Origin of the sequence: Rhodococcus baikonurensis (assembly GCF_040489275.1) — a bacterium.
Lineage (GTDB): Bacteria > Actinomycetota > Actinomycetes > Mycobacteriales > Mycobacteriaceae > Rhodococcus_F > Rhodococcus_F baikonurensis.
The window spans coordinates 94,547-118,303 of sequence record NZ_JBEUOQ010000012.1 but is presented as its reverse complement, the minus strand read 5'-3'; the positions used below and the strand labels follow the sequence as shown (position 1 = coordinate 118,303).

Sequence of the window (23,757 nt, the reverse complement as noted above, 5' to 3'; positions counted from 1 at the left end):
TATCACGCGCCTCGGAAGCGGCCGGCCCAGAATGCGAGTTTGCGGTCCGCTCGATCACGAACGGCCTGAATCGGGTTCGGAATCGGCATGCCCGATGCAGGGTCGATGATGAGCAGTCCAGCTTCGGCGATGATGACGGTCGATTCCTGATATTCGGCGATCGCCTCGCAGTAGGCGGCGAATTCGTCGATGTCCGCAGGGGTGAGATTGAACAAGGGGGCCAACCGTGCCCACGTCTGTTTGCCGATGTCGGTCAGCCACTCGGGTGTCTCCGGTGGTAAGTCCGATGAAGTGGGCTCAGGTGGTTTGTGGTTGGGGCGCAGGGAAACTACGGAAAGCTCCGGGCTGCTCATGTTGGCCCTCCCGTCAGAGTCGGCTCGATTGTTCAGTTGTGGGGACGGGTTGTGACGTCGGTCGGTGCACATTTCAAGCACGCGACCAACGTCTGACCTCTTAGGTCGAACCGCTGAGAGAACCGGCTGCCGGGCTTGCGGCGGTGCGGTTGCGGTTACGGCCAGTGATTCGGTTGAAGACACCGGAGATGCGCTGGCCGAGACGACGGGCTGCGTTACGCATGGTCACCCCTCCTTTCCTGTGATCCGGGCAGCAGAAAGCCCCGAGACACTTCGGCGACTCGGGGCTTTCAGCTGCTGGTGGGCTTGTGGTCAACCCGCAACCCGGTCGCCCGGGTGGGGAAGTCGGTGACTACCGGCCCTCGAATTCGATTCCGAGGATCTCTGCGGCTTTGTGACCGTCGAGGTACTTGTCCCCTAATTCGAGGACGCCGGCGCTGGCGAGGAAGGCATCTTTCGCTGCACGGTTCTTGAAGCACAGTGTGACCCAGTACTCGGAGTCGTTCATCTGGCCGAACTGCTCAGCCCACTCTTTCGACGCTCCGGACAAGCCTTTGCCGAGCGCGTTGAGTTCGGCCTTCGTGTCGTGCTCGATGTCGTCGGTGTATTCGACGTCGGCGAGAGGGTCGGGGTGGGGTTTCGCTTTCAATGCGGAGACGACGTCTGCGCGGGAGAACTTCGCGCGGTTGCCTCCGGCTTTGAGCTTTGCTTTCACTTCGTCAGACAGAGCCATTGATCATGTCCATTCTCATCAGTTCGAGTTCAGCCAGCGGGAACCAGTGCAGGATGCGCTGGTAGTCGTCGGGGGCGTGGTCGTGGATCGGCTTGAGGAAGTCGTATCGAATTCCGTCGAAGGACCGACCGTTGCCGTCGAGCCCGCCTTTGTGTCTGGGGTTCACTTTTCCGGCGAGGTATTTGCCGAACCACTCGTAGTCGGGGCCGAGTGTGATGCCGCGGTCCTTGATCGCCCGTCGCACGTCTGCGATGCCCCAGTCCCAGATGACGGACTGGCGTCGGGTGCGGTGTTTGATCGGGCCGTGGCGCATGATCGCCATTCGCCTTTGGGCGGAGTCTGTTGCCCGCACGCCGTCGAGGATCCAGGTGTCGTCCTCGGCGAAGTTGTCGCGCATGAGCATGTCCCACTCTTCGCGTGTCGGCGACGGGAATCCTGCAGCTTCGATGATCGCGCAGCGTTCGGGCGGCTGGAAGGTGAGGTTGTTGAGCATGCGGTAGAACGCATCTGCCGGCAGGTCGACGATATGTGTTTGAAAATAGTCTTCGTAGCGTTTGAGATCGTCCTCGACGAACTTCAGTCCCGGCACGATCGACTTGTGGATCGGAATGACCTGCATGTTTCGTCGTTCGAGTTCGATCCAGACGGCGACCGAGTCTTTGCCGCGGGAGAAGTTGAGGATGACGGGTCGACCTTCCGCTGCGAGGTCGTCGAGCATCTGCTTCGACGGGGTGATTCCGTCGAGTTCGATCATGTGGTGCTCCGTTCAGTCACAGTCGCGTCGGAATCGCAACCGATGATTCTGGTGTTCGCGGCGTCCTGTGCGTCGAGGGTCAGCAGTCGCCATGCGTACCAAATCGTTTCTCCGCCACCGAAGTCGACGGTGAAACTTCCGTTCTTGTGGTCGCCGGTGCAGGTGAGAGATTCGTTGGTGAACAGGTATCTGCCGGCGTTCGCACGGATGCTCGGTAGTTCGATGTCAGCCCAGACTCCGTCGTCGAAGTATCTGACTTCACCGTGGTGATCGGTGTATTCGATGACGGCGACTGTCGTTTGGTCGCTCATAGCTCGGTCACGTCAGTTACGGTGCGTTCGAGTCCCAGGAATCCGTCGCCGCGCTCGTCTACGAGGCTGGCGAGCGCGTTGCTGAGGTCGTATCCTTCTTCGTGTTGTTCGACTGCGAAGTCGTCCGGAACGTCGAACTCCTGCTGGTGTGTGCTGTGCTCTTCCCAGATGACTCTGATCTTTTTCATCGCACTCCCCCGTCTCGCTGGGGGAAGTGTGGGGCCGGCTGGGCTGTGGTGGCATTTGGGTGGTGTTCTCCCATGGGTGACCTCACTGGTTTGGGATGTTCCCCTGGGGCACTTGCCCCCTGGGCCAGCTTGACTAGCTGGTGTGTCCCTGACATTAGGTCACTATGCACCAATAGTGCAAGCTATGTGTCAACTATTGGTTTTAATGGGCCTGAGGGTGGCCCTGGGCAATCCTGGGGCCATTCTGGGCACTATGTACCCATAGTGCCTCATAGGCCCTGAGAATTGATCTCAGGGCCAGGATCACCCTTCCTGGGGTTGGCCAGTGGTGCAGTGCAGCCCTAGGGGCAGTTCACAACCCTGGGAGGTCTATCAGGTCCACAGAAATGCCCCTAAAAATGCACCCCTACCTGCAGAGTTGACAGACTATGCCCCCATAGTGCAAACTATGTATCAGCAAGCCAGTAAGGGCCAGCAACACAGGCCAGCTGGCAAGCAATCTGGATACCAGCTCAGAGTCTGGAAAACCTCAGTGTTGGTCTGTCCCAACAACTTCATATCGTCACAAGCCTGAATGCCGGCTCTTGGGAACCCTGAATAGGCCAGGGAAGAAACCCTCGAGCACATGATCTTTGAGAACTCAATAGCGTGAGACACCCACAACCACAAGGCAGCAATGCCCAATGGTGTTGCTGCCGATGATCCCTCGGAAAGGGGACCATTATGTCCAGCAAGTCCACCGAAGCGTATGTCCCGGTTTTCAAGACCGAGACCCTTCCGGACGACTTCACGAACGTGCTCGGAGCGATGCTCCTCATGGGCTGGAGTTACACCGTCGAACACAGCGTGGTCAACGAGGTGGTTGCGCGGATCACCGTCCGCGCACACAAGGTCAAAGCCGACGGATCTCCTGAAGGTAAGGCCCGTGAAATCCAACTCGTATGGGAACACGTCGGTGGTGAATGGTTCTGCATCGCAGAACAAACCGGGTACCTCAAGAAGAAGATCGGCGCCGACGGCGCAGCGATCGACTTCAAGAGTTCTGATCTGCTGATCAACTACCTGGGCAATCACACCGCTGAATGGATGTTCAATCCGATCGAGGCCCCAAAGCCGAAGCGTAAGAGCCGGCAGAAGGCAATCGGTGACGGAAAGAACGCCGGCCAGCAGACCATCGACCTCGACGATGACGGCGATGACGCTCCCCAATCGGGAGTCACCGCAGAAGAAGTCATCGAAGAGTGACCATCGTTCGGCAGTGGGCTCCGGCGAGCTGGCACTCGCCGGAGCAAGGGTGGGCACCCGTCCCCGGTGCCCACCCTGACGTTCGGAATTCACCCTCAGTCTCGAAAGGTTAGGACACGCACAATGGTTGACAACAAGATGCTCAACAGGATCAAGGGTCTGTTCGCAAAGGCGGATTCGGTCGAAGGTACACCCGAGGCTGATACGTTGCGCGAGAAGGCATTCGAGCTCCTGGCGAAGTACGGCATCGACGAAGCAATGGCCCGTGGTTCTGCCGGTTCCGGCAACGTGGATGGCGACACAATGAAGGCGGTAACGTTCACCTACACCGGTGACCGGTTCGGCTACGAGAAGATGTATCTGGTCAATCGCGTATCCAAGTCCCTGCATTGCGACGCCGTTCAACTGCATGGTGAGCATGTGTTGCAGATTTTCGGGCTGTCCCGTCATCTCGAGCGCGTGAAGTTCTTGATCCAACTCCTGATGCCGCAGCTGCTTTCGTCTGCAACGCAGGCAATTCCAGCGAATCCGTTCGCGGGGCGGGATCCGAAGGATTCAGCCCGTATCACGGCAGAACACCGCGCGGAGTTCATGATCGGGTTCGCGGACCGCATCGGTTCTCGTATCCAAGAGAGCGAGGACAATGCGGCGTCGACGTACGACCGTGAGAACGGCGGCACCGGAGCGTCTCTGATGCTCAAGAGCGACTTCGATCGAGCGCAGGCAGCAATGTACAAGAAGTACGCCGGAATGATCGGCCAGGGTCGCGGGCGCTCCGTCGGCCGCGGCGAAGGTTACCGAGCCGGCCATGCAGCAGGTGACCGTGCCGACGTAGGGAACACCCGCGTCGGCGCCGGAAGGCAGGCCATCGGGTAAGTCGATCAGGCCCCACACCGGCGAGGTGTGCGGGCCTTTTCGGCTACCCTCACGAAGCTGTTGAATGATGCAAGCATCATGCAGCATATCCGCAGGTCAAACCCTTAGAATGCGCTCTCGAGGTGTCGCCGCGGCGAAGGACCCCAAGTCCGAAGGGTCGGATTTTTCGGTGTCGGCGGCAGGTGGTCTAATTCCACCGGGAGAGACACCTGTGGTTCAGGCCACACCTTCCCTGGGTGCCCGACCTGATGTCCCCTCAAACAAACGAACACGCGCGATCACGGAGTACCCAACCCATGCGAAACGACACGCATCTGCCCGCAGTTCCGAGCCATCCCCCGTCGGAGGAGGCTCCTGTCACCGTCCTGAGCACACTCGGGTGTGAAGTGACCGTCACCTCGGATTGCATCGACGAAGCCCCGCTGGTGACCTTGGCAGCGACCATGCCTCACGGGCTCGTCGACCTGTCCCCCAAAGCCGCGCGCACACTCGCGTCAGCTCTCACACGTCATGCCGACCACTCGGAGCGACTCGTTTCGAAGTCCGCTCCGACCGTACGAATATCGACGATCCCATGAGATCATCCACAGCTGCCGCGACTATGGCCCCATCACGAAGATTGCGGCCCCGAAGGATCGTGACTACGATCCCGGACATGGTATCGAGGAAGAACATCGACGCATTGACCGCTCTCGGCGAACGCCGGCGGGAGCTGCGTGCGGAACTCGAGGTAGTCGAAGAGAGCATCAACAAGAGCCTGAAAAAGGTGTACCCGGAAGGGTGGACCTGGGATGAGATCACCGAAGCATCCAGCCTGTCGCTCTACACTCTGAGACTGCGCTTGAACAAGCTCGGCCTTATCAATTCCGATAAGGCCTCTCCTCGGCCCCGTACCAAAGAGGTCGCACAGGAACGCAAGTCACAGGCGCGGAAGAACCGCATAGAAAAGGGCTGATCACCGGCCCTCTGGACGAGTGAAGGTTGTGACGATGACTCAGCCCCCGCCGAACGGTGGCTATCCCCATCCAGGAGCAGATCCGCGTCAACCCGGTGTCAACCCGCCGGTAGGGGCAGATCCGCACGCGCCGTACGGGTACGGACAGCCTTCGGGCGCGTATCCGCAGCAGCCGCAGCAAAACTGGTCGGGACAGCCTGCCGGTTATCCGGTGCCCCAGCCTCCGAAGAAGAGGAAGCGGTGGCCGTGGATTCTCGGCGGGGTCGTCGTCTTGTTCGTGGCGCTCGTCGTGATCTTCTCGCTGACGTCTCCGACACGCACGAGTCGGGTCGAGAACGCCGTTCAGGCTTGCCAGGACACTGTTTCTGATCGGTTGTCGGCGCCGGCCTCGGCGAAGTTCACGGCAGATCCGGCAGTGCGCGAGGATCCGACAGACACGTGGACGATTTCCGGTGGTGTCGACAGTCAGAACGCCCTCGGTGCAGTGTTGCGCGCGAACTTCGAGTGCAACGTGCAGTTCATGGGCGACTCGAAGTACAGCGTTGAGATCACGTCTATGACTCAGCAGTAGTCGTCAGCCCGGGCCGAGCGGGTTTTTCCCTTTCCGTTCCCCGACCCACATGCCGAACACCACGCGGTAGTACTTGGAGGCAAGGCCTTTCGCGTGGCGTTCGGACATGTGTTTGCGCAGGTGGGCGACCAATCGGGTCCATGCGCCGTCTGGCGTGGAGGCCCACTTTGCGAGGCCTTCTGCGCTGCTGGTCCAGTACTGCAGGAACGGGTCACGACGTGGTGATTGCATCGTCTCCCCCGTTTCCTTCTTCGGTTGGTTGGCCGGGCAGCAACACCTCACCCATTGAACGGTGGGCATGTCGTGGGTGCGCTTCGCTCCCGGCCCTGGCTGACTCGTGCCAGGGCCGGGTGACGTTGACAAGCCGATCCTCGAGGTCGAGGGGTTCGGCATCCGGCCAAGTCTGTGCCTTCGCGTGTGTTCGGTCCGCGAGGAGTGAGTCGATTCTGCGACTGAGTATTTGGTGAAATCGTCGGTCGGGCGCTCGTCGTCGGAGTTCGACTACTCGGCTGAGAAGCCTGTCGATGTCACCGATGGTTCGGGCGGTCATTGTTCCGCGCCAGGTACTGTCGCATCTGTTCGGCCTGACCAGGCTGCCGACCGAAGGTCAGGATAGGGACTTTCGGCACATTAGGCACATGTCCATAGTCCCGATTCTGAGGTCCCGTTGGTACTGGGTCGAGTCGATAGGCGATGCGTCGCAACCAATTCGAGAGTCTTCGCTTCATGCCCACCTCGTCTCGTTTGTGTGCCCCGACCGCATCCCGAGGTAGCGGAAACGTGCGGTCGGGGCGAAGCCCTCGGCGCTGCTGGCTGGCTGCATCCTGAGGGAGTCTGGGTGCGGCAATGCCCGGACGCCGACCGTGAGTGGCGTCCGGGCATTGCCCGCTATTCGGTTGTGCCCCGGTCTGCATCTACGTTCCGGAGAGCGTGGCTACAGTGACCCGAATGGTCTGGGGAGTACCGGAGAATTTGGGACTGGATTTTTCGACACGTGTCCCGCGAGAGACAGAGTAGACGCTGTCTACGCGGGTTGTCTAGTTCGCGCTGGGATGAGTTTGCTGATTCGCGTGACGGCGATGCCTGCCCGCTTGATCACGCCAGGTCGAGCGAACTCCCCCGCTTCGATCAGCGATTCGATTCTCGACCACGGAACGATCTTCCGGAATGCGGCGCATTGGGAGGAGTAGTTCGGTCCCGCCGACTTGATCGCATCGATTCCCCGCTCGAGCACAGCGCGCTCCTCACCGAGCGCCTCGGCGAGCCACAGTAGACCTGGGGCGCAGCGTAAATGGTTGTAGGCGAACTTCGCGTCGCGGTCTGTGTGCTTCCGGTTGTAGGCGCCGGGGGTGTTGTACTCGCCCCAGAAGCCGAGCAAGTGCTCCTTCTGCGAGGAATACCAGACCGCGCTGTCTCGGCTGCGCGGCTCGAAGGCATCCGTTACCGGCTGTGCGGCTTGCAAAGAATCAATCACAGTCACCAGCTGTGCGAGTTCCATTTTCACCTCCAACCAATCGACAAGCAAGCATGAAGCTACGTTGCTTGGGGCTAGTCATCACCGTCCAAGGCCGCTTCTCCGGACCCTAATTCGAACGGTTCGAGCGGTCGTCCGTGAAGGGTCGCGTTGCGCATATGCTTTGCCTGTTTCAAGAGGCTCGTAATCGTATCCTCCGAAACGCCAGATTCGCGCAAACTAGTTTCGAGCGCAGCAAAGTCAAGGTCCGCTAGCTGCGGGTTATTCAGGCCGGCGATAGCCATAAGCAGTATGTCAGCAAGGACCCTCCGGCGAGAATCTCGATCTCCAAGACCGCTATCCGAATGCCGATCCGCTGCATGACGAGCTGCATGCTTGAAATTTGCCAACGCCTCGCGAAGCAATGCGGAACTCACCTCAATCGAGGATAGAGAAACCGAGGTAATTGACCCATCTCGAGTCAGGCTCGCAACTCCGGAAATATTGAAATCGCGTTCTGGGGTAACCGAGTGCAGTCCGTCCTCATCCGGAATCACTGCCTTGATCCCAGCGTGCACGATCGAGTTGAAACGCGCTACATATCCGCCATCCCCGTCTCCTGCCAAGCTCTCCCACTCGATGTCCCGCAAATTCGTCATGAATACGATCTCCGCTGACCGCGTGGCCTTTGGCAGGCCAATGGCCGCACCCTCAAGCTTCCAACCCACTAGCTCTGAGGACACGTATCCGAAGAGTTCTTTCTCGGATATCTTTTCGACGAACTCCTGCTTGTCTCCAGCCGCGACGGGTGCAGTGCGCTCAGCGATGGCGGACAGGAGTGAGGCAATGTCGTGTGCCCAATTCACCCGATCGATGAGCCCCTTCGATTGAAGCTCCTCGTGGATGTCGTGGTGCCACTTCGTAGGATTGTCGTCGTCATCGTTGGCGCCGAAGTCCTTGGAATTTTGCGAGACCCACCAGACCTCGTGTCCTGCATTCGACTCGGCAATATCGATGACGGTCAGCCAATTGAGTGTGTCTCGGTAACCATCTTTCCGCTCGTCACCGTCCCAGGGCTTGCGAAACGTCACCGCACGAGCGACCAGCTCAAGGTGATCAATCGCTGCGGGTGGAACGAACGTCGCACCGACAGACGACAGGTGCCCGCGCAATTCTCGCTCAAATGCCGTAGTTTTCGCATCAATTGCGGCGCCAATCGCATCACAGATGGAGTCGACACCGAATCGCTTTTCCCGCTGAGCTGCTTCGATCAATTTCCTCGACAACCCGGCCAGGGTTCGCCTTTGATTGGCGACCGCCTCGATCACGACTACTTCCGGGACCACGATTCGCGCAGTATTTCGCTTGGCTGTTTCCTTGAGCGTATTCCACCACGCTGCCCGCAGCTGCGGGTCCGAAAGCACAACTGTCGTGTCAAGAATGATGATCATGGGGAGATTGTCGCTTATCGCAGACCGCTTCGGATGTTTAGGGTCGCATTGACACATGATGGCTAATCTGACCCGCAAGTTCCCTCGCCCATTGACCATTGATCAGTCCTTGGTTCGGCGGTAGCGGTACTCGTGGAGGTACGCGGATTTGACGGCGCGGCACGGGGCGCATCGGCATCCGAAAACTTGGTAGGCACTGACTTTCCCGTGCGGTGCGGCCTGGTGATACGGGCGTCCGTCCCGGAGGACGCGTTCTCGGTGCCGACGCAACATTCTCAGCCGATTGCGGATTTGCGGGGTGTACGGCAGCGGCAGCGCCTCGAGGCGTGCAAGTTCCGGTGTCATTTTGCTGCTGTCGAAGCACAACTCGCAGAGACCGTTTCGGCCGGCGAGGGTGAATGCGCGTCCGAAGGGGATTACGATTCGCGGTTCGCCGCATTCGTCGCACGGGGTTGGGGTGAACTGGTCCGCTGGTCCGACTGGTCGCGGGTTCACTGGCGCGGGACGAGGGGTCCTCTTCTTCTGCGGTTTGCGCGCGGCCGTCCGTTTCCGCTTCGGCGGCTTGGGTTCCGAGGTGGATACGCGAGGTCGGGGCGGTGGGGTGTATCCGGCGGGTTCAGCGAGAATCCGGCGCGCGGGTTCCGACAATACGGAAGGCGCGGTCGGTGTTGGCCGCTGGGAGATTCTGTCCTCCCGTCGGCATGCCGGGCACAGGCCACACAAGCAGGCATCGTTCATCTGTTGTCGAATCCTTCGGTGAGCACCACCCACGCGATGTAGACGAGGGCGGCGAATGTGACGGCGGCTGCCGCGAGTGCCGCGATCATCTGCTTCATGCGGCATCAACTTCGGCGAGGATGCGAGCGATGTCAGGGGCGAAGTAGTTCGGGCCTTTGAGGATCTTGCCGTCGGCGCGGTAGATCGGCTTACCGTCGAGGCCGAGTTTGCTCATGTTCGATGCGTGAACTTCGGTGAACACGGCAGCGAACGGGATGCCCGCTGTGTCGGCGTGGGTCCGGACCTGGACCTGGATGACGGAGAGCGCGAGGTGTGCCTCGATGAGTGTGCGTGCGTTGCGGTACTTTTCGACTGCGTCGTCGAGAGTTCCGTCGAAGGTTTTGTTCGCCCAGTACGGCAGACCGTGCACCCACATGGTGCCGTGTGCGATGTACGCGATGTCGGCGAGCGCGTCTGCGATTTCGATGCGGTCGTTTGCGGCCTCGGCTGCTCGTAGTTCGTCGTATTCCTCGAGGAGCAACCGGATGCGGAGTTCGCGGGTTTTCTGGTCGCGCCAGGTCGGCATCAACGCGACGGGGTGGCCGAAGGCGCGGTGGAACTCGGCGACGAGGAGATGTTGGTCGGCGCTCATGCTGTTGCTCTTTCTACGATCATGTCGACGACGGTTTCGATGTTGACCGGCGTGAGGTTCCAGGCGTCGAGTCCGACGTGCAGGGAGCGGGGGCCGGTCCACTGCTCGGTGCAGTGCAGATGGCCGTGTGCGAGGAAGTCGATGCCGTTATCGTGCAGTCGCACTTCCGGGAACCGTTCGATCTGGCCGCGATCGCCGTCTCCGAAGTATGGAAAGTGGGACAGCCAGAGTCGGTGCCCGGCCGCGCGTCGGTAGGCGAACGGCTGGATCGACGCGAACACTTCTCCGAAGATCCCTTGCCGCGTGTAGGCCTTCCGGTGCATCGGGTGCACGGAATCGTGGTTCCCTGCAACGAGATGCATTGTGAAGAACGGGGTGAACTGTTGCAGTTGGTCGAGTGCTGACCGTTCGGACCCGGAGCCGCCGCTGGAGAGGTCACCGCAAATCCACAGGTGATCGTTTCGGTTGAGTGTGTTGGCGATGTTCGACAGGATTGTTCGGTCGTGCTCGTCGATGCTGTCGAAGCCGCGGAGTTTCGCGACCTTCGGATGTGCGAGGTGCAGGTCTGCGGTGAGCCAGATGTTGCTCATCGATAGGTGCTCCTTTACCGGTAGTGGGTGTGTTGGTCAGTCCCACCAGTCGGCGGGGTCGATGTGTCCGAACCATTCAGCGGTCACTACTCGGCGAAGGGTTCGGCGGATGCGACCCCGCCACTGGCTCAACGTGTACCGGAGTCGGTCACGCGTCGGCATCCTGGTTGCTTTCGGGTCCGAGCGCGGTCAGCCAACCGATGAGGATGTTGAACAGTCGAGGGTTCGGGAGGACTGTCGAGACGACGAATACGATGGCGAACACTGCCAGGATCGAGTTGCAGACCGATGCGGCGATGATGAAGAGATCGAAGAGTATCCCGATCATTCGGCTTCCGGCCTCACTCGCGCTTCGATATTCACCTTGCGAACGAACAAAGTGAGCGTCACTTTCGCGACATCATGTCCGGGTACTTCAACGGAATCGACGGTGATGGACTGATCCACCGGGATCCGAAGGTGGCGGCCGTTGAGCAGGACCGTATTCGGCTTGACGATGCCGAGCGCGTTGACGGCGTCGAGTTCGTCCTGGTCGCGGACATATTCAATCAACTCGAGGTCGACGGTGCCGTATTGAGTACTCATGATGCTTCTTTCGAGGGTCGGAGTCCGGCGAGGATCGCGTTGACTATTTCTGCGAAACGGTCAGTGAAGGTGAAGCCGCTGCCTGGGGCGACGAGGAACCCGATCAGCGCCGCGCAGATGCCGTTCCCGGCAAGCCGCGCGGCGGGAGTGTTGACGAGCTGGCCGGCGTCGACTGCATCGCAGATGCGTTCAGTGACAAGGTTGGTCCACGATTCGTAGCCGGTGTAGCTGGCGTCGATCTGTGTTTCGGTGCTCAGTTTCAGTCCGGCGCGTAGTTCCGGGTTTTTCGCGGCGGTGTCAGCGAGCTTGCTCACGAGGGTGGTGAGCGCGTCGAGTGGGTCGCCGTCGATGTCGTTGCTGATGTCTGTGGCTGCGTCGACCCACATTCCGATCAGTGCACCGGCGATCTCTTCCTTGGAGGTGAAGTGGTAGTAGATCGCGCCTTTGGTGAGGAGCCCGGACTCGCAGACATCGTTGATGGTGGTCGCGGCGTAGCCGTGGGTGTCGAAGAGGTGTGCTGCTTTGACGAGGATCTTGGTGCGGGTTCGTGTGGCGCGCTGTTGCTTACGCTTCTCAGTTAGTGCGGCGGCGGTCATGGCAGTTCCGAGGTGTGAATCAGGTGCCCGAAGCTACCGAGGTGCCCGTAGACGACTTCGTTGTCGACGGGCAGGTTGGAGAATCCAACGCGAATCGCATACTTGAGCGCTGCAGGGTTACCGTCGGCGACCATCCAGGTCATTCCTGCAGCGCGGTCCCACCAGTCTTCGATCCAGTACTCCCCTGCCCCGATCCCGGGGATGTCGATGGTGACGGCGGTCCCGGCTTGGGGGTGTCGGTCCGGGTGGATCGTTGATGCTGCAGTCATGATTCCGTCTTTCCCAGGTAGTAGGGGTCACCGGTGAGCGGGGTCAACCCGGCCGGGAATTGAGTCAAGTCGGCACCGCCCTCGTGATGGGAGGCAAGGGCTTTCGCGCAGTCCCATTGGTTGCCGGATGCACCGCTCTCCGATGCGAGGGCGCTGGCAGCGTCTTCGTCGCCGTCGGCGAGAACTGCTGCGAGGCGGCAGATCATCAGTTCGTAGCCCCACCCGTCGAGGTCAAACCGTTCGCCGCCATTCGTGCGGAACCGTGACAGTCGTTCACGTAGCCAGTCCGGCAACGCTGCTTCCTGTTCGGTCCACGTCTCCCGACAGGACTCGAGAGTCCGTCGCCGTTCGTCCTGGAAACCGACAACCATCGTGTTGTGCTCATCGGCGAGCTGTTGATCGGTCTTACGCATGAGCCAGAAGTCCCCGGATCGGAGTCCGGTGACGGTGGAGCCGAGTACTGTCTCCAGCTCGTATGTGTGACCGACGATCGGAATTCCTTCGCAGTCTGCGACTTTGAGTCCGAAGACCATGCTGTCTCCGCCGCAGCGAATCCAGCCAGACTCCGGATCAATGTCTACTGCGTCGAGGGTTACCGGTTGGAGGTCTCGGAGTTTCGCCGCCCAGTCCGCGGCCGTCGACATCGCCATCAGAACGGCCACGAGGTGTTGGCGCCACGCTCGAGGAGCGGGATCATCGCGAACATCTGGTCGGTCAGACCACCGAAGGTGTACCGATTACCAGTCCCTGATGAGGCATGACCGTACCGGTATCCCGCGAGGTTCGCGGTGAACAGCGGCACAGACTTCGGGAGCAATGCGCCAACGTCGCCATAGCTTGCCTGCTCATCCGTGAGGATGACGACGCGGTCGTGCCCGTCGAAGTGCCGTTTGATCGCGCCCGCCGTGTCGGTGCCACCGTTGAGGAAGTAGCCGTCCTTGCGCCAACGCTCGATGCTGCGGAGTACCGATTCTCCTGCGCGCTGGGGGAACACCTTCGTCGGCACTCCGTAGTAATTGGACGAGAATGAGACGACGTCGGCGTCTGCCGCGCGGGCAGCGAGAGAAAGCCCGAAGACCACGGCCGCGTCCCACCGCATGAGGGAACCGTCCTTCGAAAAACCAGAGTTCATCGAACCCGAGGTGTCGACCAGAACCAACGTTCGGCCGGGAAGCTCAGGGATCGACGAGAGCGACGCGTCGAGGGCCTTCTCGAGCGACCATCCCCATCGCAGAGACGGTGCTGCGTTGTAGGCAGAGAGGAAGCGCATCGGGAGTTGGCGGGATTTCGCGACCTGCTCGGGGTCGGCGAGGCGCGCGCAGATGCCGGCGGCGACTTCATCGGAGACCCCGGCCTGGTCGAAGTTGCGGAGGTTCCGCAGCAGCGCCATGTACCCCATCGACGGGATGATCGCTTCCCACATCGCGGCCGTCCACGGTCCGTTGATCAGGGACGGGATCTGCTCCCAGGTCATTCCTGCAGCGGCGAGCGCGGTGGATGCGTTGTCGGTGATGTCGTTCGGGGTGAAGAGGAGGTCGACGGCCTGCTTCGGGGTCAGCGCCTTCATGGCTGCGTTTTCTCGCAGCATGAGTAGCGATTCGGGGATCGTGAGGTCTTCGACGCCGAGTCGGGCGCCGACGAGGTGGGTGAAGAGGTCGCTCTGCCATTCGGCTTTGGGGGCGGCGTGAGTCAGACGGATGACATCGGCGAAGCGGACACTGTGAGATGCGGTGTCGTACTTGATGGCAGACCGCTCGGTGTAGAGGCGCGTGGCGGCGTCGCCGACACCGCGCTTGACCGGCTGCGGGAGGTTGCGGCCATAGTTCGTGTGCCAGTATGCGAGGAATTCGCCTGGTTCGTCCGCGCGCTGCAGCACGGAATTGATGATCTGCCTGTTGCCACCGGCCAGGCCGGCTGCGAGGCGGGCGTGGACTACTTCTGCCGCGAGGACGAGGGAGGCTGAACGCATGTTCGCGGAGTTGCGGAGCCATCCGGCGAAGCGTGTGAGCCAGAGGTCGGGGTCCGGTTGCGCGGCGAGTGTGCGGATCAGTTCGCCGAAGCGGTTATCGCGTGAGGCGGCGGATTCGTAGAACGTCTTCTCACCGACCATGTTGGTCACTGCGAGGAGGAACAGTTCGGACTGGGTGTCACGCGCGTATCCGGCTGCGCCTTCGTGGGTCCGACCGGATGGGTGGCGTTCGGTGGTGATCGGATGTCGTCCGGTTGCTCGTGTTCCGGGGGTGTTGAACTTGGTCATGGTGTTCTCCGTGTTCAATTCGGAGGGAGCCACCACGAGAGTTGATGCCGAGTAATGAGGTTGGGGTGCCGCTGAGGGGTCCGTTACTCTGCCAGTTGAGCTACAGCAGCCGGGGGCTGCTGACGGGATTTGAACCCGCAACACACGAAGTAGCGGTACTCCTTCGCACCGGCATCAACTCTGTGAAGTTGTGGCTCCCGAGGATGGGGTGGGACGCAGGACGTGATGCACTAGGCCGCTTGTGCGTACCAGTCGAATCATGTTCGGCTGGGAGGGATTTGAACCCCCGTCTTCTGATAGAAGAAGTATCCGCATCCCTTCGCACCGGGAGGTGTGAAGTGTGTGGCTCCCGAGGAAATGGGCTCGGTGTCGGCAGATTTCACCCAAAGAAGTAGCCGGACCGATTCGCACCGGGAGCGCGAAAGTTGTTGTGAGTTCCGAGTAATGGTTGCGGTGAGGGTGACGTAGGCGCTCTAGCCAACTGAGCTACACCGGATGCAGATCCGGTGACGGGATTCGAACCCGCGACATCCCCATTAACAGTGGAAGTAACCCTCGGTGCTTCGCACCGGAACTCTATTCAGTTGTAAGAAAAGTTGTGACACCGAGTAAAAATGCCGGGCGACAGTGTATTTCGAAGAGGAAGTAACTGCCTGTGGGCTTCGCACCGGTGTGGTGACGTGATCGAGACTAACCGATGAATGTCTCGATGTCTAGCATCGCACTAGACACCCAACACTTAGCGGATGATTGTGGCTACACCTGGGTCGATTCCGTCCAGCGGGTCGCAACCCAACGTGCGGGCAAGCCACATCAGGCGGTCCAAACCCCACTCGTGCCCGCAAGCGACACATGAAGCACCTGAACGCGATACCTGCAGGACCGGTACCCGAACGTGCTCACCGTCCGAATCGGTCCTCGTGACATGCGTTTCACCGCAGGCCGGGCACGCCGCGGCCAACGTGAAGCGGTTGCGCCCCGCGATCAGTTCTTCCGCACTCTCGACCCATGTGCGGATCTCCATCGCCGCAGCCTGCAACCACACCGCATCCTGCGGGCGCCATGACCAGTCCGCGAGATAGGCGAGCCGTGTGGCGGTGCCGCCGTCCGAGCCCGGCGCCCACGCTGTGACAGTGTTGTCCACCAGGACGATCCAGTCCAAGCCGTCGACCCAGACTGGTGGGAGTGAGCGGGCTACTCCGCCGTGAGCTGTGCCCTGCTGTCCTGCAAGGTTTTCGGTCATTTCTGCGTACAGGGAACCTGATGTGCAGACGATCCGGTTTCCGTTGTCGTCGTTTTTGATGTCAATGCGGGGTCCGGTGAGTAGTTGCACTGCGTCGTCGAATGCGCGCCTGGCGGCGTGCAGGCTTTCGTCGTCAGTGCGGTGGTTCGGTGTGGTCGCCATGGTCAAGAGAGCTCCCTTGGTCGTGCGGTTGCTGCGCGGCAGTGATGTGTTTCAGGAGGGCAAGGGTCGCTCCGATGTTCAGGTCGGGGCATTGTCGGTTCTGGTGTGCGGGTCGGACGCAGACGAGAACTTCACCGCGGGGACTTCGGACGCATTCGTCGGGGTGCAGGATGAGGGGTCGAGTCGCGGTGGCGGTGGTGATCAGGCCACCGACGCCGTAGGGCTGTTCGGTCATGGTGGGTGTGCGAGGTGTCAGACGCGTGGTGGCCAGTTCCAGTGTCCTGGTTTGGGTTCGGGTGAGAACGGGACCGAGGGGTTGAAGAACTGTCCGGTGGGGTTGAAGATGACGAGGGAGAGGGTGCCGTTGTAGTCGTCGGGTACTGCGGTGACGATCGCGGCGCGGGGTTCGGGGAGGTACTCGCCTTTTGGGGTGCCGTACGACTGGTAGTGGACGTTTCGTCCGACTGTGGGTAGCTGCTCGGTCATTTCAGTTCTCCTCGATGTAGGGTGCGAGCGCGTTGACGATGGCGCCGAACAGGTGATCCTTTGCCTTCTGGCCTTCGGGCAGTTCCGAGTACTGGACGAGGCATGGATGTGTCTTCGCCTCCGCGTCCTTGACTGGCCCGAAGTTCCACCCGTCCTTGACTTTCGATTCGCACCAGGACTGGTGCAGGCCCTCCGCTGTGGCCCCTGCGAGTGCTTTCTGCACACCTTCGACGGCACTCTCACGCTGCCAGGTGGGGGCGGTATCCCAATGCGGCGACGGATTCGGGTCACCTGCTACGAGTTGGACAGCCCGGTTCGCTTCGTGTGCGATGCGGGCGACATCTTCGATGTGGAAGGTCATGTGTTCACCGTTTCTGTGAGGAGTTGCGCGAGTCGTTCGGTGTAAGTCGGTCCCCCGACGTACATCTGGGTCTTGTCGTAGGCGGTGTGCTGTCCGCCGGCAGGGTTGAGGATCGAGACGGGCAGGTATCCGGCGAGTTCGAGACCAGCACGGCGGACGCGGTCACGCTGATACGGTGCATCCCACCAACGCTTGGCGAGCCAGAGGTTCTGCCACGATCGCTCTTTCAACAGCCGTTGAATGTCGAACGCCCACGCCGAGAAGTCCGGCCCCATCATGCGGGTCAGGTCGGCGACGTCGCGTATGAGGGAGTCCGGGTCCGCGTTGGTGATCATGTCGTCGGGGTTCGCGAAGTCGTACACCTTGTGTGCCACTGCGCCGTAAGAACCGTGTTGTCCCGCGACGCCCCAACCTGTGAACTCTCCAGTCTCGTGGCGCATGGGGTTCGCGACGAGGCCAGCTGCGAGCAGTCTGTCGCGGCCGTCCAGGAGGCCGCTGCCGAGGTCCTGAGCCACGCGGCCGGCGATGTCCGCGCCTTGGCTGTATCCGATGATCGCGAATGGCTCTGTGGTGCTGAGGATTCGTTCCCGGAGTCGCGATTCGGCGTGATGGACGGAATTTGCGTAGGAGAATCCGATGCCGTAGGCCGCGGGGTAGTCGACCCAGTGGATCGTGAATCGGGTTCCGACGCGGCGTGTGGTGTCGGTCAAGAGTCCGTGTGGCAGCCGTGCGGTGGGTTTTTCGCCGGTGCCGCCGACGACGTAGAGGGTCGCAGTCATCGACCGGACTTTTTGAAGAACTGGTCGCCGATCATGCTGCCGACACGTTCGAGGGTGTCACTGACCAGGTCGTTGACGCCGGTGGTGACGTTGATGGTGTTGTCGACCTTTGGTGGCGATTGGAGTGCGTCTGCGATCCGTTCGAGCTGGTCGGCGATCTTCTGCATTACTTCGAGGTTCGCGGTGACCATCTGTTCGTAGTTCATCGGTCGTCTCCGATCAGATATTGGATTTGGAGGGCTGGGGTCGAGTCCGGGTCAATCGACAGTGCAGCGATGTCCGTTTCTCCTCCGAGGGCTTTCACGATGGCGTCGAGAATGCTGATGGTGTGCTCGGCGGTGATGATCGGACGCCTTCCGGCAGGAACCGTGACGGCGTCTTGGATGATGCGGCCACGCCAGTAGTTGGTGGTGATCGCTGCGATCTTGTTTCGGCGTTCGGGTGAGTCGTTCATGCGCTTCGGCTCTCGTGGGTGTTGTCTTGCCGGTAGGTCACGTGCACGCCGGTAGGTTCGCCTGAACTGGCAAGGCGTTTGGTGACTTTGAGGTCGGTGACTTGGTTGTCGTCGATGTAGATCACGCCGGAGAGGGAGTCGAGGACGCCGCGAGTCAGCTTGTCGATGTCGGGGCGTTTGACGGCGGGGAGAAGTTTCCCGATGGCGTACTTCGGGCGGGGCATCACGAATTCGAGGTGGATGGCCGCGGCTTGTGTGGGGAATAGGGCTGCGTCGCGAGTGACGTTGACGGCTGCGGTTTCGCGGACAGTGCGGCGCCACTTCGGGAGCGCTTTGGAAGATTCGGCAAGTACCGGTTTGCCGCCACGGAAACCTTTGAAGGACTTCGACCCTTGGGGTGCGGGGATTCCGGGGACGAAGAACGTGGTCATGCCTCGCGACCTCTCGTGCGTGAGCGGTGGGCTACCTCCCACCTCAGCTGTCTACTGTCGCACTCGATAGTAGATAACCTGGAGTCGAGGATAGCCCACCGTGTCACGAGTGGACGGCTACTTCCGTCTCCGCGCCTTGGCGCGTGCTTCTCTTTCGCGTCCCATGCGCCTGAAGCGTTCAGCGTTGGCCGCGTACTCTTCTACCAGCCGTGCGACGCGAGCTTCGGCTTCAGGCGAGGACCGGACCCCACTCGCGGTGGACTTGACGGCACTCATGTACGCCTTCGCGAGTGCACTCGAGGCGTTGTCGCGGTCGCGCGGTCGCTCCTCCCAGATCGTCCAGCCGATCCCGTCGACAATTCCGCCCGCGACTGCGACGACCTTGTATCCCTCGGCCGGCGTAGGTCGCCGCCCATCGGGGAGGTACCAGCGGCGGGGTCCTCCCGGGTATGCGGTGTACGCGCGCGGTGAAATTCGTGCGGCGTTCGAGATTGCATCGTCGCCCGTCGGCATCAATTCGGTTGCCGAAGGCAGCGGGTCTGTGCGGACCGGTTCAACCCTCCCCCACGCCGTGACGGTGATGTGCTCACTGTCGGCGTCACTTCGCCGGTCTGGCGCGGATTGCAGAGCCGGTGCCTTGTCTTCGGGCTTCTCCGGCTCGAGTAGTTCCCGCCGCAGCGAGGCAAGGTTGCAGAGGAACTGCTCAGGTGCGGACAGTTCGCGGTTGACGCGCGCGATCAGCTCCGGCGTGGGGTCCTCGGCGTCAAAGAGGGCTTGGACGAGCGCGGTGCGGGCTTCGGTTTTCGCGTCCGACATCGAGTCGCCGACCAGGTATTGGGAGTGCTCGCGGTCGGCTCGGGCAGACAGTTCTGCTCTCCGATCGGATTCCAGTTGACGTGCCTCGTGGGCGCGCCGGTGGGTGAGCATGCGCGAGTGAGTGATGTTCCCGGCGGCGACTGCGAGCAGAATTGCTGGCAGTAGCGCGTTTCCCGCGACGATGAGTATGACTGCCAGGATCGACAGTGCGATGCTCAAGCCGAGGGCGTATCGGTTCACGGTGAGTGTTCCTTTCCGCATTCGGTGCAGGTCAACGGCAGGAGGTAGCCGGTGACCTCCCTGCCGGTGAGGACGACGGAAGCGTTGAACCATTCACTGCCACAGCCGCATTGGTAGTTCGCGGGCGTGAGGCGGTGGCCGGTGAACTGGATGACGTTGCTGTAGTCGTTTGGGATGTCATCGGCCATGGCGCGCCTGCCGGTTGTGTCGGCGTGTGATCGGCGCTGCCCACATCGGCGGTGTGGGCGATGGCCGTGGGAGCGCACGCTCCTGCGGTGTTCGGGGATCCGGTTCCGGCTCCGGCGCGAATGTCGTAGTAACCTGCTGAAACAGACCTGCCGTTGGCACTTGCTGAAGCAGGCCGATGCCTAGATCGACCTCCAGCCCTAGGAGCGCGTCGCGAAGTATCTGCTCCAGGAGTTCCGTCACAGACACCGGAGGGACGAGCAGATCGATCAAGTCGATTGCATGAATGCTCGGGTTGGCAGGCTGGGTTGGTCCGATGAAATTCGATCCGGGGCAAAGTATCTCGGAGTTATCGTCTGCGTATCGGTATCCCGCGTCAACCTCACCGAAAGATCGCATCGTCTGCATGCGCTCGGTGATCTTGAGTCCGTGCCATTCTCGGCCGCAGTGCCAGCACCGTTCTTGGTTGACGTTGTGGTCGTATCCGGATCTGCTGTCGTAGGCGCTGAGTTGTTCGTCGACGAGTGCATCGATTTCGTCGATGATGTCTCTCATTTCGTGTCCCACCATTCTCGGTAGGTCGATACGAGCCACGAGTCGATCTGTGCGCGGTCTGGCTGCTTCGGGTAGTCGGCGGTTCGCGATAGTTGCATCAACTGCGATTCGAGTTCCGCTGCCCGGTCGAGCGCTTCGAACTGTGTGTGTTCACCGTTGCGGAGTTCGGTCAACCATGCGCGGTCGCCAGCGGGCATCGGTAGCGTGATTTTGCCTTCGGTCAACAGTTGCACGCCCTGAATACCAAGCCTCACCATGTGATACGCGAATTTGGTGTCGAATCCGTAGACGTCGATGAGTTCGGGTCGGTTTGTGTGCTTCTTGCCTCGGAGGCCGAGCATCTGTTCACGCTGCGACTTCAGATATCCGGCGAATCGGAAGGCTGATTGCCGTGAGACGAACCGTTCGGGGTGCGCCTGCAGGTCCTCGCCGACGTACGTGTTCAGGACCAGTTCGTGCGGTGGGATGAACATGAGCAGTAGCACGGTCGGATTTCCCGCCTCGGCTAGTCGCGCCCACTTGCGAAGTGAGTACACGACCAAGTCGAGATCACCGGCACCTGATCGGACGCCCTCGGGCTGGGTTCGGTACTGGTATTGCTCGAATTTGCTGACGCCGATGACGAACTCGGGTGGTTCGATGCAAACACCCATCTCGTCTCTGTCGTCGTTGCCGGTCGTGACGCCGTGGAGTCCTGACCCGACTTGGCCTCGCAGGACTGTGTTGGAATCGGCGATCGCCTTGAATTTCGGTTCACTGTGAGCGATTTCGGTCATCTCTGACTCCAGTGCTTGATGGCGTTGAAAACCTGGCCATGCTTGTGGACTTGTTTGTAGGCCCCATTGCCGAGCATCCACACCTGCGGATTGCCGCTGTGTGCGACGAGTGGGAGAGCTGCGCGGTAGGCGTTGTCTGGCAACAACTCTGCGTCGTCGAGGATGAGGAGATCGACCTTGGAGATTCGGATCGTGTCGCCCGCGCGTGCGGCGTAGTGGATCACGCTGCCGTTGTTCATCTCGATACGCGACTGACCTGCAACGAAGGAGACCCGTTTAACTGCCTGGCGAAGTGTATTTGCCTCTCCGAGGATCTGAGTGAGATTCCGCTGAGCGTTCCGGACAGCTCTGGATCGAGCTGCGGTGTGGACGATGCGGTGGTTCGAGGACAGCAGCAGCTCGTACAGTTCACGAGCAAGAGTGATGCGCTCGCGATCGTTCGGGTCCGGTGTCAGGATCCCGACGCGGGGCGCTTCCCAGGTCTCGAGGATTGTGCTCATCGTGTCTGTGAGGGTGTCACGCTGCCACTGGTCAAGGTCCAGGCCGGCGGCAGCTGCTAGAGCCATGGCGTTCTCGCTTTCGCTGTGAGAGCGCGCCGGCACGTCCTTGATTTGCGGATCGCATTTGTCGCCTCGGGGTTCGGTCATACTGTGCTCCGGTGCTCGGTAGCGTCGAAGCAGTTCTTGAGGTATCTGGCGTCGTCGAGCGCATTGTGCTCACCGGAGACTTGCTCGGGCAGCTCTGGTCGCCCCAGATCGTCGAGCCGCTGCTGAAACTCGCGGGTATACATCGGTAGGCCTTTGGGCAGCATGATCATTGGTCCCCACAATTGCGCGAGCGCGACGTGATCGTAGGCACCGAAGTCGGCCCACAGTTCCGGTTCCGGGGCCGCGAGCAGGAACTCACGCACCTCGTTGGCGATGACCCACTTCGGCTTCACTAGCACCGACCGCTTGTTCAGAGACCACGACCACTGGTTCGAGCCGAACCCTCTCGTCGGCTTACCGCCGTTGAGAGGGAGGTGCGGGACGACGTTCTGGCACAACCAGTCGTTCTTCGCGATGCGGTCGCGGTCCATGTCCGAGTTGACCGCGTAGTACTCGCGTCCGTCCTCGGCAACGATTCCGATCGAAATCAGATCGATCGTCGAACCGTCCTCGTGGAATTCGGTGTCGTAGAAGTACTTCACGTGTGAACCTCCTTGGTGGCCAGAAGGATGAGGCGGGATTTCGGTATCCGGTTTGCGCAGCGGATTTCGTTGGGCGCGGTTCCGTAGAACGGGAGTACGAAGATTTCGTCGCCGCGGTCGAGGCGAACTTGCCAAAGATCCCACGACGGAATGTGTTTCATCCATCGCATGCCAGCGGAGTACCGCCAGGCGGTCGCGGGGTCTGCGCTCATGCACACCATCGGTCTGGCGTCACCGGCCCCGGCTTCGTCGAGGCCACCGACTGTGATCCCGGATCCGACTGTCGGTTTGGAGCCGGGACGTAGGCCGTGGCGTGTGATGGATTTGCGTCGGTCGGTCGGCGCCCAGTGGTAGAGGTCCGGCAGATGCAGTGTCATTCGTCTTCGTCCGAACCGGCCAGCTCGCCCCAGTATTCATCGGATTCGATGAGCAATCCGCGGTTGACGTGCGGCAGAACGCTCGTCGAGAAATGCCCGTAGTGGCCGAGATGTTCGGCTTGATCAGTCATCGGCATGCTGTGAACGCACAGCACGAAGTCCCCTGCCCGGTAGTCTTCGCCAAGTACCGACATCGCGAGGTTCGACACGGCTTGCTCGACGGCGCGCCATTCGTCACTGTCCCGGTAGGTTGCCATCGGTTTCCTTCTCTCTCATCGCTGCCCGGTATCCGGTGTCGTAGCCGTCGTTGAAGATGTGTGCGCGTAGTTCGTCGATGTCGCGTTGCATTGCCGGATCGAGCGGCGGGATTTTGGCGGCCATCACTCGCTCTTGCTCGGAGTGAGGGTGGAGCCGGCCGGAGCGGTCACCTCGAGGAGCGTCGAGTAGTGCTCTCCCCTATCGTGCCGCTGGCTGACCGAGGTCGGCCACTTCGGGAGCGGTGTTGCTTCGTCGACCTGTCCGATGGCGAAGTTCCAGCAGCCGTTGTCGGCGTACCAGCCGGAGACCAACATCTTCTGTTTGCCGTCGGGTGCGGTGATGGTCGCAGTCCACATCGAGTTGAACTGGCTGAACTCCTCGCGCACGGCGCCGTCGACTTCGATGCAATCGTCGGATTCGCCCCAGAACAGGAATGTCGCGGTGGGCTTTTCGGACGCCGGTCGCACTTCGATGATGTTCGGTCGATAGGTTCGGGCGGTCAGTCCGACTGCCTCGTCGAACTTGACCCGGAATTCGTCTTCGGGTTCATCGCCGCGGAACGGGATCGAGTTGTGATGCGAATGCACCGACGCGTACGCGGCCATCGTCTGCAGGTAGGTGAGCAGGTACTCGGCGTCGTCGGTTCGGCCGTCGAGTCGGAGTTCCCGGACTCGTTGGAAGGCGAAGTCGATGCCGTTGGTGTGGGTGACGATCTTCATTGGTTGTCTCCGGGGAGGATTCCCAGCATGGCGAGCATGGTGGTGGCGTCGTCTGCATGATCGGCTGCGGCGCAGACCGCGAGGCGCGCTTTGTGGATGGTCTCGTCTGACAGCGGTTGGGCGAGGAGGAATCCGTCGCCCAACCGTGTCTCTTCGGGATGGCTCATGG

Annotated in this window: 41 protein-coding genes and 1 tRNA gene; 5 read left to right on the top strand and 37 right to left on the bottom strand. The window is 61.0% G+C overall.

Features of this window, described 5'->3' with window-relative positions:
• Positions 1-2 precede the first annotated feature (2 nt).
• From ABWI03_RS24845 to ABWI03_RS24820, 6 genes are all read right to left on the bottom strand, one after another.
• Positions 3-353 carry a P27 family phage terminase small subunit gene (locus ABWI03_RS24845; protein ID WP_353798928.1) on the bottom strand — a complete coding sequence of 117 codons (351 nt, stop codon included), beginning with the start codon at positions 351-353 and terminating at the stop codon, positions 3-5.
• A gap of 100 nt (positions 354-453) precedes the next feature.
• Positions 454-576 (bottom strand): hypothetical protein, encoded by a 123-nt coding sequence (locus tag ABWI03_RS24840; RefSeq protein ID WP_283841896.1) that lies wholly within the window; start codon positions 574-576, stop codon positions 454-456.
• Between the two features lie 129 nt (positions 577-705).
• On the bottom strand, positions 706-1,086 hold the full coding sequence (locus ABWI03_RS24835) for a hypothetical protein (RefSeq protein ID WP_021343775.1): 381 nt from the start codon (positions 1,084-1,086) through the stop codon (positions 706-708).
• Entirely contained in the window at positions 1,073-1,840 is a 768-nt protein-coding gene (locus ABWI03_RS24830; protein ID WP_021343776.1) for an adenine nucleotide alpha hydrolase family protein, read from the bottom strand. Before ABWI03_RS24830 ends, ABWI03_RS24835 begins: the two co-directional genes overlap by 14 nt.
• On the bottom strand, positions 1,837-2,151 hold the full coding sequence (locus ABWI03_RS24825) for a hypothetical protein (RefSeq protein WP_353798927.1): 315 nt from the start codon (positions 2,149-2,151) through the stop codon (positions 1,837-1,839). The genes ABWI03_RS24830 and ABWI03_RS24825 overlap by 4 nt, the downstream gene beginning before the upstream one ends.
• Positions 2,148-2,339, bottom strand: coding sequence for a hypothetical protein (locus tag ABWI03_RS24820; protein WP_351643151.1), 192 nt, complete (start codon positions 2,337-2,339; stop codon positions 2,148-2,150). The genes ABWI03_RS24825 and ABWI03_RS24820 overlap by 4 nt, the downstream gene beginning before the upstream one ends.
• A 723-nt stretch (positions 2,340-3,062) precedes the next feature.
• Here ABWI03_RS24820 and ABWI03_RS24815 point away from each other — a divergent pair.
• The 5 genes from ABWI03_RS24815 to ABWI03_RS24795 all read left to right on the top strand — a co-directional run bounded on the left by ABWI03_RS24815 (position 3,063) and on the right by ABWI03_RS24795 (position 5,986).
• On the top strand, positions 3,063-3,584 hold the full coding sequence (locus ABWI03_RS24815; RefSeq protein ID WP_116103012.1) for a hypothetical protein: 522 nt from the start codon (positions 3,063-3,065) through the stop codon (positions 3,582-3,584).
• Positions 3,585-3,707: 123 nt separating this feature from the next.
• The gene (locus ABWI03_RS24810; RefSeq protein ID WP_021343780.1) at positions 3,708-4,460 is read left to right on the top strand and encodes a DUF2786 domain-containing protein; all 753 of its coding nucleotides are present in this window, start codon (positions 3,708-3,710) and stop codon (positions 4,458-4,460) included.
• 296 nt (positions 4,461-4,756) lie between these two features.
• Positions 4,757-5,038 (top strand): hypothetical protein, encoded by a 282-nt coding sequence (locus tag ABWI03_RS24805; protein ID WP_021343781.1) that lies wholly within the window; start codon positions 4,757-4,759, stop codon positions 5,036-5,038.
• Positions 5,039-5,097: 59 nt separating this feature from the next.
• Positions 5,098-5,415, top strand: a complete 318-nt coding sequence (locus tag ABWI03_RS24800; RefSeq protein WP_351646090.1) for a hypothetical protein — start codon at positions 5,098-5,100, stop codon at positions 5,413-5,415.
• Between the two features lie 34 nt (positions 5,416-5,449).
• Positions 5,450-5,986 (top strand): hypothetical protein, encoded by a 537-nt coding sequence (locus ABWI03_RS24795; RefSeq protein WP_351646093.1) that lies wholly within the window; start codon positions 5,450-5,452, stop codon positions 5,984-5,986.
• A 3-nt stretch (positions 5,987-5,989) separates the two neighbouring features.
• On the opposite strand, the gene ABWI03_RS24790 is transcribed toward ABWI03_RS24795, so the two are convergent.
• From ABWI03_RS24790 to ABWI03_RS24640, 31 genes are all read right to left on the bottom strand, one after another.
• Positions 5,990-6,217 carry a hypothetical protein gene (locus ABWI03_RS24790; protein WP_353798926.1) on the bottom strand — a complete coding sequence of 76 codons (228 nt, stop codon included), beginning with the start codon at positions 6,215-6,217 and terminating at the stop codon, positions 5,990-5,992.
• Between the two features lie 793 nt (positions 6,218-7,010).
• Complete coding sequence (locus ABWI03_RS24785) at positions 7,011-7,484, bottom strand: hypothetical protein (RefSeq protein ID WP_351648252.1); 474 nt, start codon at positions 7,482-7,484, stop codon at positions 7,011-7,013.
• 50 nt (positions 7,485-7,534) lie between these two features.
• A complete protein-coding gene (locus ABWI03_RS24780; protein ID WP_353798925.1) occupies positions 7,535-8,890 on the bottom strand; it encodes a PIN domain-containing protein in 1,356 nt (451 codons plus the stop codon).
• A 102-nt stretch (positions 8,891-8,992) separates the two neighbouring features.
• Positions 8,993-9,235, bottom strand: a complete 243-nt coding sequence (locus tag ABWI03_RS24775; protein WP_128636530.1) for a hypothetical protein — start codon at positions 9,233-9,235, stop codon at positions 8,993-8,995.
• A gap of 487 nt (positions 9,236-9,722) precedes the next feature.
• Positions 9,723-10,259, bottom strand: a complete 537-nt coding sequence (locus tag ABWI03_RS24770; RefSeq protein ID WP_353798924.1) for a pyrophosphohydrolase domain-containing protein — start codon at positions 10,257-10,259, stop codon at positions 9,723-9,725.
• The gene (locus ABWI03_RS24765) at positions 10,256-10,849 is read right to left on the bottom strand and encodes a metallophosphoesterase (RefSeq protein WP_351647139.1); all 594 of its coding nucleotides are present in this window, start codon (positions 10,847-10,849) and stop codon (positions 10,256-10,258) included. Before ABWI03_RS24765 ends, ABWI03_RS24770 begins: the two co-directional genes overlap by 4 nt.
• Positions 10,850-10,997: 148 nt before the next feature.
• Entirely contained in the window at positions 10,998-11,177 is a 180-nt protein-coding gene (locus ABWI03_RS24760; RefSeq protein ID WP_021343792.1) for a hypothetical protein, read from the bottom strand.
• Positions 11,174-11,434 carry a hypothetical protein gene (locus ABWI03_RS24755; RefSeq protein WP_021343793.1) on the bottom strand — a complete coding sequence of 87 codons (261 nt, stop codon included), beginning with the start codon at positions 11,432-11,434 and terminating at the stop codon, positions 11,174-11,176. Before ABWI03_RS24755 ends, ABWI03_RS24760 begins: the two co-directional genes overlap by 4 nt.
• Positions 11,431-12,030, bottom strand: coding sequence for a TetR family transcriptional regulator (locus ABWI03_RS24750; protein ID WP_353798923.1), 600 nt, complete (start codon positions 12,028-12,030; stop codon positions 11,431-11,433). The genes ABWI03_RS24755 and ABWI03_RS24750 overlap by 4 nt, the downstream gene beginning before the upstream one ends.
• Complete coding sequence (locus ABWI03_RS24745) at positions 12,027-12,299, bottom strand: hypothetical protein (RefSeq protein WP_353798922.1); 273 nt, start codon at positions 12,297-12,299, stop codon at positions 12,027-12,029. The genes ABWI03_RS24750 and ABWI03_RS24745 overlap by 4 nt, the downstream gene beginning before the upstream one ends.
• Positions 12,296-12,961 carry a hypothetical protein gene (locus ABWI03_RS24740; protein ID WP_351644286.1) on the bottom strand — a complete coding sequence of 222 codons (666 nt, stop codon included), beginning with the start codon at positions 12,959-12,961 and terminating at the stop codon, positions 12,296-12,298. Before ABWI03_RS24740 ends, ABWI03_RS24745 begins: the two co-directional genes overlap by 4 nt.
• The gene (locus ABWI03_RS24735; protein ID WP_351644283.1) at positions 12,949-14,556 is read right to left on the bottom strand and encodes a TROVE domain-containing protein; all 1,608 of its coding nucleotides are present in this window, start codon (positions 14,554-14,556) and stop codon (positions 12,949-12,951) included. The genes ABWI03_RS24740 and ABWI03_RS24735 overlap by 13 nt, the downstream gene beginning before the upstream one ends.
• Positions 14,557-15,057: 501 nt before the next feature.
• Positions 15,058-15,129: transfer RNA gene (locus ABWI03_RS24730), tRNA-OTHER, on the bottom strand.
• Positions 15,130-15,295: 166 nt separating this feature from the next.
• Positions 15,296-15,961 (bottom strand): DUF7341 domain-containing protein, encoded by a 666-nt coding sequence (locus ABWI03_RS24725; RefSeq protein WP_021343798.1) that lies wholly within the window; start codon positions 15,959-15,961, stop codon positions 15,296-15,298.
• Positions 15,962-16,213: 252 nt separating this feature from the next.
• Positions 16,214-16,447 (bottom strand): hypothetical protein, encoded by a 234-nt coding sequence (locus ABWI03_RS24720; RefSeq protein WP_351644279.1) that lies wholly within the window; start codon positions 16,445-16,447, stop codon positions 16,214-16,216.
• A gap of 1 nt (position 16,448) precedes the next feature.
• Positions 16,449-16,808, bottom strand: coding sequence for a RyR domain-containing protein (locus tag ABWI03_RS24715; RefSeq protein ID WP_351644277.1), 360 nt, complete (start codon positions 16,806-16,808; stop codon positions 16,449-16,451).
• Positions 16,805-17,587 carry a PE-PPE domain-containing protein gene (locus tag ABWI03_RS24710; RefSeq protein ID WP_021343802.1) on the bottom strand — a complete coding sequence of 261 codons (783 nt, stop codon included), beginning with the start codon at positions 17,585-17,587 and terminating at the stop codon, positions 16,805-16,807. The genes ABWI03_RS24715 and ABWI03_RS24710 overlap by 4 nt, the downstream gene beginning before the upstream one ends.
• Entirely contained in the window at positions 17,584-17,793 is a 210-nt protein-coding gene (locus ABWI03_RS24705; RefSeq protein ID WP_021343803.1) for a hypothetical protein, read from the bottom strand. Before ABWI03_RS24705 ends, ABWI03_RS24710 begins: the two co-directional genes overlap by 4 nt.
• Positions 17,790-18,041, bottom strand: coding sequence for a hypothetical protein (locus ABWI03_RS24700; RefSeq protein WP_234551504.1), 252 nt, complete (start codon positions 18,039-18,041; stop codon positions 17,790-17,792). Before ABWI03_RS24700 ends, ABWI03_RS24705 begins: the two co-directional genes overlap by 4 nt.
• Positions 18,038-18,472, bottom strand: a complete 435-nt coding sequence (locus ABWI03_RS24695; RefSeq protein WP_351644467.1) for a RusA family crossover junction endodeoxyribonuclease — start codon at positions 18,470-18,472, stop codon at positions 18,038-18,040. The genes ABWI03_RS24700 and ABWI03_RS24695 overlap by 4 nt, the downstream gene beginning before the upstream one ends.
• A 117-nt stretch (positions 18,473-18,589) precedes the next feature.
• Positions 18,590-19,528, bottom strand: a complete 939-nt coding sequence (locus ABWI03_RS24690) for a hypothetical protein (protein WP_353798921.1) — start codon at positions 19,526-19,528, stop codon at positions 18,590-18,592.
• Positions 19,525-19,716 (bottom strand): hypothetical protein, encoded by a 192-nt coding sequence (locus ABWI03_RS24685; protein ID WP_351644462.1) that lies wholly within the window; start codon positions 19,714-19,716, stop codon positions 19,525-19,527. The genes ABWI03_RS24690 and ABWI03_RS24685 overlap by 4 nt, the downstream gene beginning before the upstream one ends.
• Entirely contained in the window at positions 19,706-20,269 is a 564-nt protein-coding gene (locus tag ABWI03_RS24680; RefSeq protein WP_351644459.1) for a hypothetical protein, read from the bottom strand. The genes ABWI03_RS24685 and ABWI03_RS24680 overlap by 11 nt, the downstream gene beginning before the upstream one ends.
• On the bottom strand, positions 20,266-21,045 hold the full coding sequence (locus ABWI03_RS24675) for a DNA polymerase beta superfamily protein (protein ID WP_351644456.1): 780 nt from the start codon (positions 21,043-21,045) through the stop codon (positions 20,266-20,268). The genes ABWI03_RS24680 and ABWI03_RS24675 overlap by 4 nt, the downstream gene beginning before the upstream one ends.
• Complete coding sequence (locus tag ABWI03_RS24670) at positions 21,042-21,692, bottom strand: hypothetical protein (protein ID WP_351644454.1); 651 nt, start codon at positions 21,690-21,692, stop codon at positions 21,042-21,044. Before ABWI03_RS24670 ends, ABWI03_RS24675 begins: the two co-directional genes overlap by 4 nt.
• Positions 21,689-22,234: a 3'-5' exoribonuclease domain-containing protein gene (locus tag ABWI03_RS24665; RefSeq protein ID WP_351644451.1), complete on the bottom strand. Its 546-nt coding sequence runs from the start codon at positions 22,232-22,234 to the stop codon at positions 21,689-21,691. The genes ABWI03_RS24670 and ABWI03_RS24665 overlap by 4 nt, the downstream gene beginning before the upstream one ends.
• A complete protein-coding gene (locus ABWI03_RS24660; protein ID WP_287485998.1) occupies positions 22,231-22,611 on the bottom strand; it encodes a hypothetical protein in 381 nt (126 codons plus the stop codon). The genes ABWI03_RS24665 and ABWI03_RS24660 overlap by 4 nt, the downstream gene beginning before the upstream one ends.
• The gene (locus ABWI03_RS24655; protein ID WP_021343812.1) at positions 22,608-22,868 is read right to left on the bottom strand and encodes a hypothetical protein; all 261 of its coding nucleotides are present in this window, start codon (positions 22,866-22,868) and stop codon (positions 22,608-22,610) included. The genes ABWI03_RS24660 and ABWI03_RS24655 overlap by 4 nt, the downstream gene beginning before the upstream one ends.
• On the bottom strand, positions 22,846-22,992 hold the full coding sequence (locus ABWI03_RS24650) for a hypothetical protein (RefSeq protein ID WP_021343813.1): 147 nt from the start codon (positions 22,990-22,992) through the stop codon (positions 22,846-22,848). The genes ABWI03_RS24655 and ABWI03_RS24650 overlap by 23 nt, the downstream gene beginning before the upstream one ends.
• On the bottom strand, positions 22,992-23,588 hold the full coding sequence (locus ABWI03_RS24645) for a hypothetical protein (protein WP_351644967.1): 597 nt from the start codon (positions 23,586-23,588) through the stop codon (positions 22,992-22,994). Before ABWI03_RS24645 ends, ABWI03_RS24650 begins: the two co-directional genes overlap by 1 nt.
• On the bottom strand, positions 23,585-23,755 hold the full coding sequence (locus ABWI03_RS24640) for a hypothetical protein (RefSeq protein WP_021343815.1): 171 nt from the start codon (positions 23,753-23,755) through the stop codon (positions 23,585-23,587). The genes ABWI03_RS24645 and ABWI03_RS24640 overlap by 4 nt, the downstream gene beginning before the upstream one ends.
• Between the last annotated feature and the right edge of the window lie 2 nt (positions 23,756-23,757).

Bases quoted from the DNA above. Each gene is read 5' to 3' on its own strand.
- ABWI03_RS24645 (WP_351644967.1), bottom strand. From the start codon at position 23,588: ATGAAGATCGTCACCCACACCAACGGCATCGACTTCGCCTTCCAACGA.
- ABWI03_RS24640 (WP_021343815.1), bottom strand. From the start codon at position 23,755: ATGAGCCATCCCGAAGAGACACGGTTGGGCGACGGATTCCTCCTCGCC.
- ABWI03_RS24760 (WP_021343792.1), bottom strand. From the start codon at position 11,177: ATGATCGGGATACTCTTCGATCTCTTCATCATCGCCGCATCGGTCTGC.
- ABWI03_RS24785 (WP_351648252.1), bottom strand. From the start codon at position 7,484: ATGGAACTCGCACAGCTGGTGACTGTGATTGATTCTTTGCAAGCCGCA.
- ABWI03_RS24695 (WP_351644467.1), bottom strand. From the start codon at position 18,472: ATGACCACGTTCTTCGTCCCCGGAATCCCCGCACCCCAAGGGTCGAAG.
- ABWI03_RS24680 (WP_351644459.1), bottom strand. From the start codon at position 20,269: ATGAGAGACATCATCGACGAAATCGATGCACTCGTCGACGAACAACTC.
- ABWI03_RS24770 (WP_353798924.1), bottom strand. From the start codon at position 10,259: ATGAGCGCCGACCAACATCTCCTCGTCGCCGAGTTCCACCGCGCCTTC.
- ABWI03_RS24780 (WP_353798925.1), bottom strand. From the start codon at position 8,890: ATGATCATCATTCTTGACACGACAGTTGTGCTTTCGGACCCGCAGCTG.
- ABWI03_RS24805 (WP_021343781.1), top strand. From the start codon at position 4,757: ATGCGAAACGACACGCATCTGCCCGCAGTTCCGAGCCATCCCCCGTCG.
- ABWI03_RS24675 (WP_351644456.1), bottom strand. From the start codon at position 21,045: ATGACCGAAATCGCTCACAGTGAACCGAAATTCAAGGCGATCGCCGAT.
- ABWI03_RS24735 (WP_351644283.1), bottom strand. From the start codon at position 14,556: ATGACCAAGTTCAACACCCCCGGAACACGAGCAACCGGACGACATCCG.
- ABWI03_RS24795 (WP_351646093.1), top strand. From the start codon at position 5,450: ATGACTCAGCCCCCGCCGAACGGTGGCTATCCCCATCCAGGAGCAGAT.
- ABWI03_RS24725 (WP_021343798.1), bottom strand. From the start codon at position 15,961: ATGGCGACCACACCGAACCACCGCACTGACGACGAAAGCCTGCACGCC.
- ABWI03_RS24840 (WP_283841896.1), bottom strand. From the start codon at position 576: ATGCGTAACGCAGCCCGTCGTCTCGGCCAGCGCATCTCCGGTGTCTTC.
- ABWI03_RS24700 (WP_234551504.1), bottom strand. From the start codon at position 18,041: ATGAACGACTCACCCGAACGCCGAAACAAGATCGCAGCGATCACCACC.
- ABWI03_RS24815 (WP_116103012.1), top strand. From the start codon at position 3,063: ATGTCCAGCAAGTCCACCGAAGCGTATGTCCCGGTTTTCAAGACCGAG.
- ABWI03_RS24835 (WP_021343775.1), bottom strand. From the start codon at position 1,086: ATGGCTCTGTCTGACGAAGTGAAAGCAAAGCTCAAAGCCGGAGGCAAC.
- ABWI03_RS24705 (WP_021343803.1), bottom strand. From the start codon at position 17,793: ATGAACTACGAACAGATGGTCACCGCGAACCTCGAAGTAATGCAGAAG.
- ABWI03_RS24685 (WP_351644462.1), bottom strand. From the start codon at position 19,716: ATGGCCGATGACATCCCAAACGACTACAGCAACGTCATCCAGTTCACC.
- ABWI03_RS24820 (WP_351643151.1), bottom strand. From the start codon at position 2,339: ATGAAAAAGATCAGAGTCATCTGGGAAGAGCACAGCACACACCAGCAG.
- ABWI03_RS24660 (WP_287485998.1), bottom strand. From the start codon at position 22,611: ATGACACTGCATCTGCCGGACCTCTACCACTGGGCGCCGACCGACCGA.
- ABWI03_RS24775 (WP_128636530.1), bottom strand. From the start codon at position 9,235: ATGACACCGGAACTTGCACGCCTCGAGGCGCTGCCGCTGCCGTACACC.
- ABWI03_RS24790 (WP_353798926.1), bottom strand. From the start codon at position 6,217: ATGCAATCACCACGTCGTGACCCGTTCCTGCAGTACTGGACCAGCAGC.
- ABWI03_RS24845 (WP_353798928.1), bottom strand. From the start codon at position 353: ATGAGCAGCCCGGAGCTTTCCGTAGTTTCCCTGCGCCCCAACCACAAA.
- ABWI03_RS24830 (WP_021343776.1), bottom strand. From the start codon at position 1,840: ATGATCGAACTCGACGGAATCACCCCGTCGAAGCAGATGCTCGACGAC.
- ABWI03_RS24765 (WP_351647139.1), bottom strand. From the start codon at position 10,849: ATGAGCAACATCTGGCTCACCGCAGACCTGCACCTCGCACATCCGAAG.
- ABWI03_RS24650 (WP_021343813.1), bottom strand. From the start codon at position 22,992: ATGGCCGCCAAAATCCCGCCGCTCGATCCGGCAATGCAACGCGACATC.
- ABWI03_RS24710 (WP_021343802.1), bottom strand. From the start codon at position 17,587: ATGACTGCGACCCTCTACGTCGTCGGCGGCACCGGCGAAAAACCCACC.
- ABWI03_RS24670 (WP_351644454.1), bottom strand. From the start codon at position 21,692: ATGACCGAACCCCGAGGCGACAAATGCGATCCGCAAATCAAGGACGTG.
- ABWI03_RS24750 (WP_353798923.1), bottom strand. From the start codon at position 12,030: ATGACCGCCGCCGCACTAACTGAGAAGCGTAAGCAACAGCGCGCCACA.
- ABWI03_RS24745 (WP_353798922.1), bottom strand. From the start codon at position 12,299: ATGACTGCAGCATCAACGATCCACCCGGACCGACACCCCCAAGCCGGG.
- ABWI03_RS24715 (WP_351644277.1), bottom strand. From the start codon at position 16,808: ATGACCTTCCACATCGAAGATGTCGCCCGCATCGCACACGAAGCGAAC.
- ABWI03_RS24755 (WP_021343793.1), bottom strand. From the start codon at position 11,434: ATGAGTACTCAATACGGCACCGTCGACCTCGAGTTGATTGAATATGTC.
- ABWI03_RS24655 (WP_021343812.1), bottom strand. From the start codon at position 22,868: ATGGCAACCTACCGGGACAGTGACGAATGGCGCGCCGTCGAGCAAGCC.
- ABWI03_RS24810 (WP_021343780.1), top strand. From the start codon at position 3,708: ATGGTTGACAACAAGATGCTCAACAGGATCAAGGGTCTGTTCGCAAAG.
- ABWI03_RS24825 (WP_353798927.1), bottom strand. From the start codon at position 2,151: ATGAGCGACCAAACGACAGTCGCCGTCATCGAATACACCGATCACCAC.
- ABWI03_RS24720 (WP_351644279.1), bottom strand. From the start codon at position 16,447: ATGACCGAGCAGCTACCCACAGTCGGACGAAACGTCCACTACCAGTCG.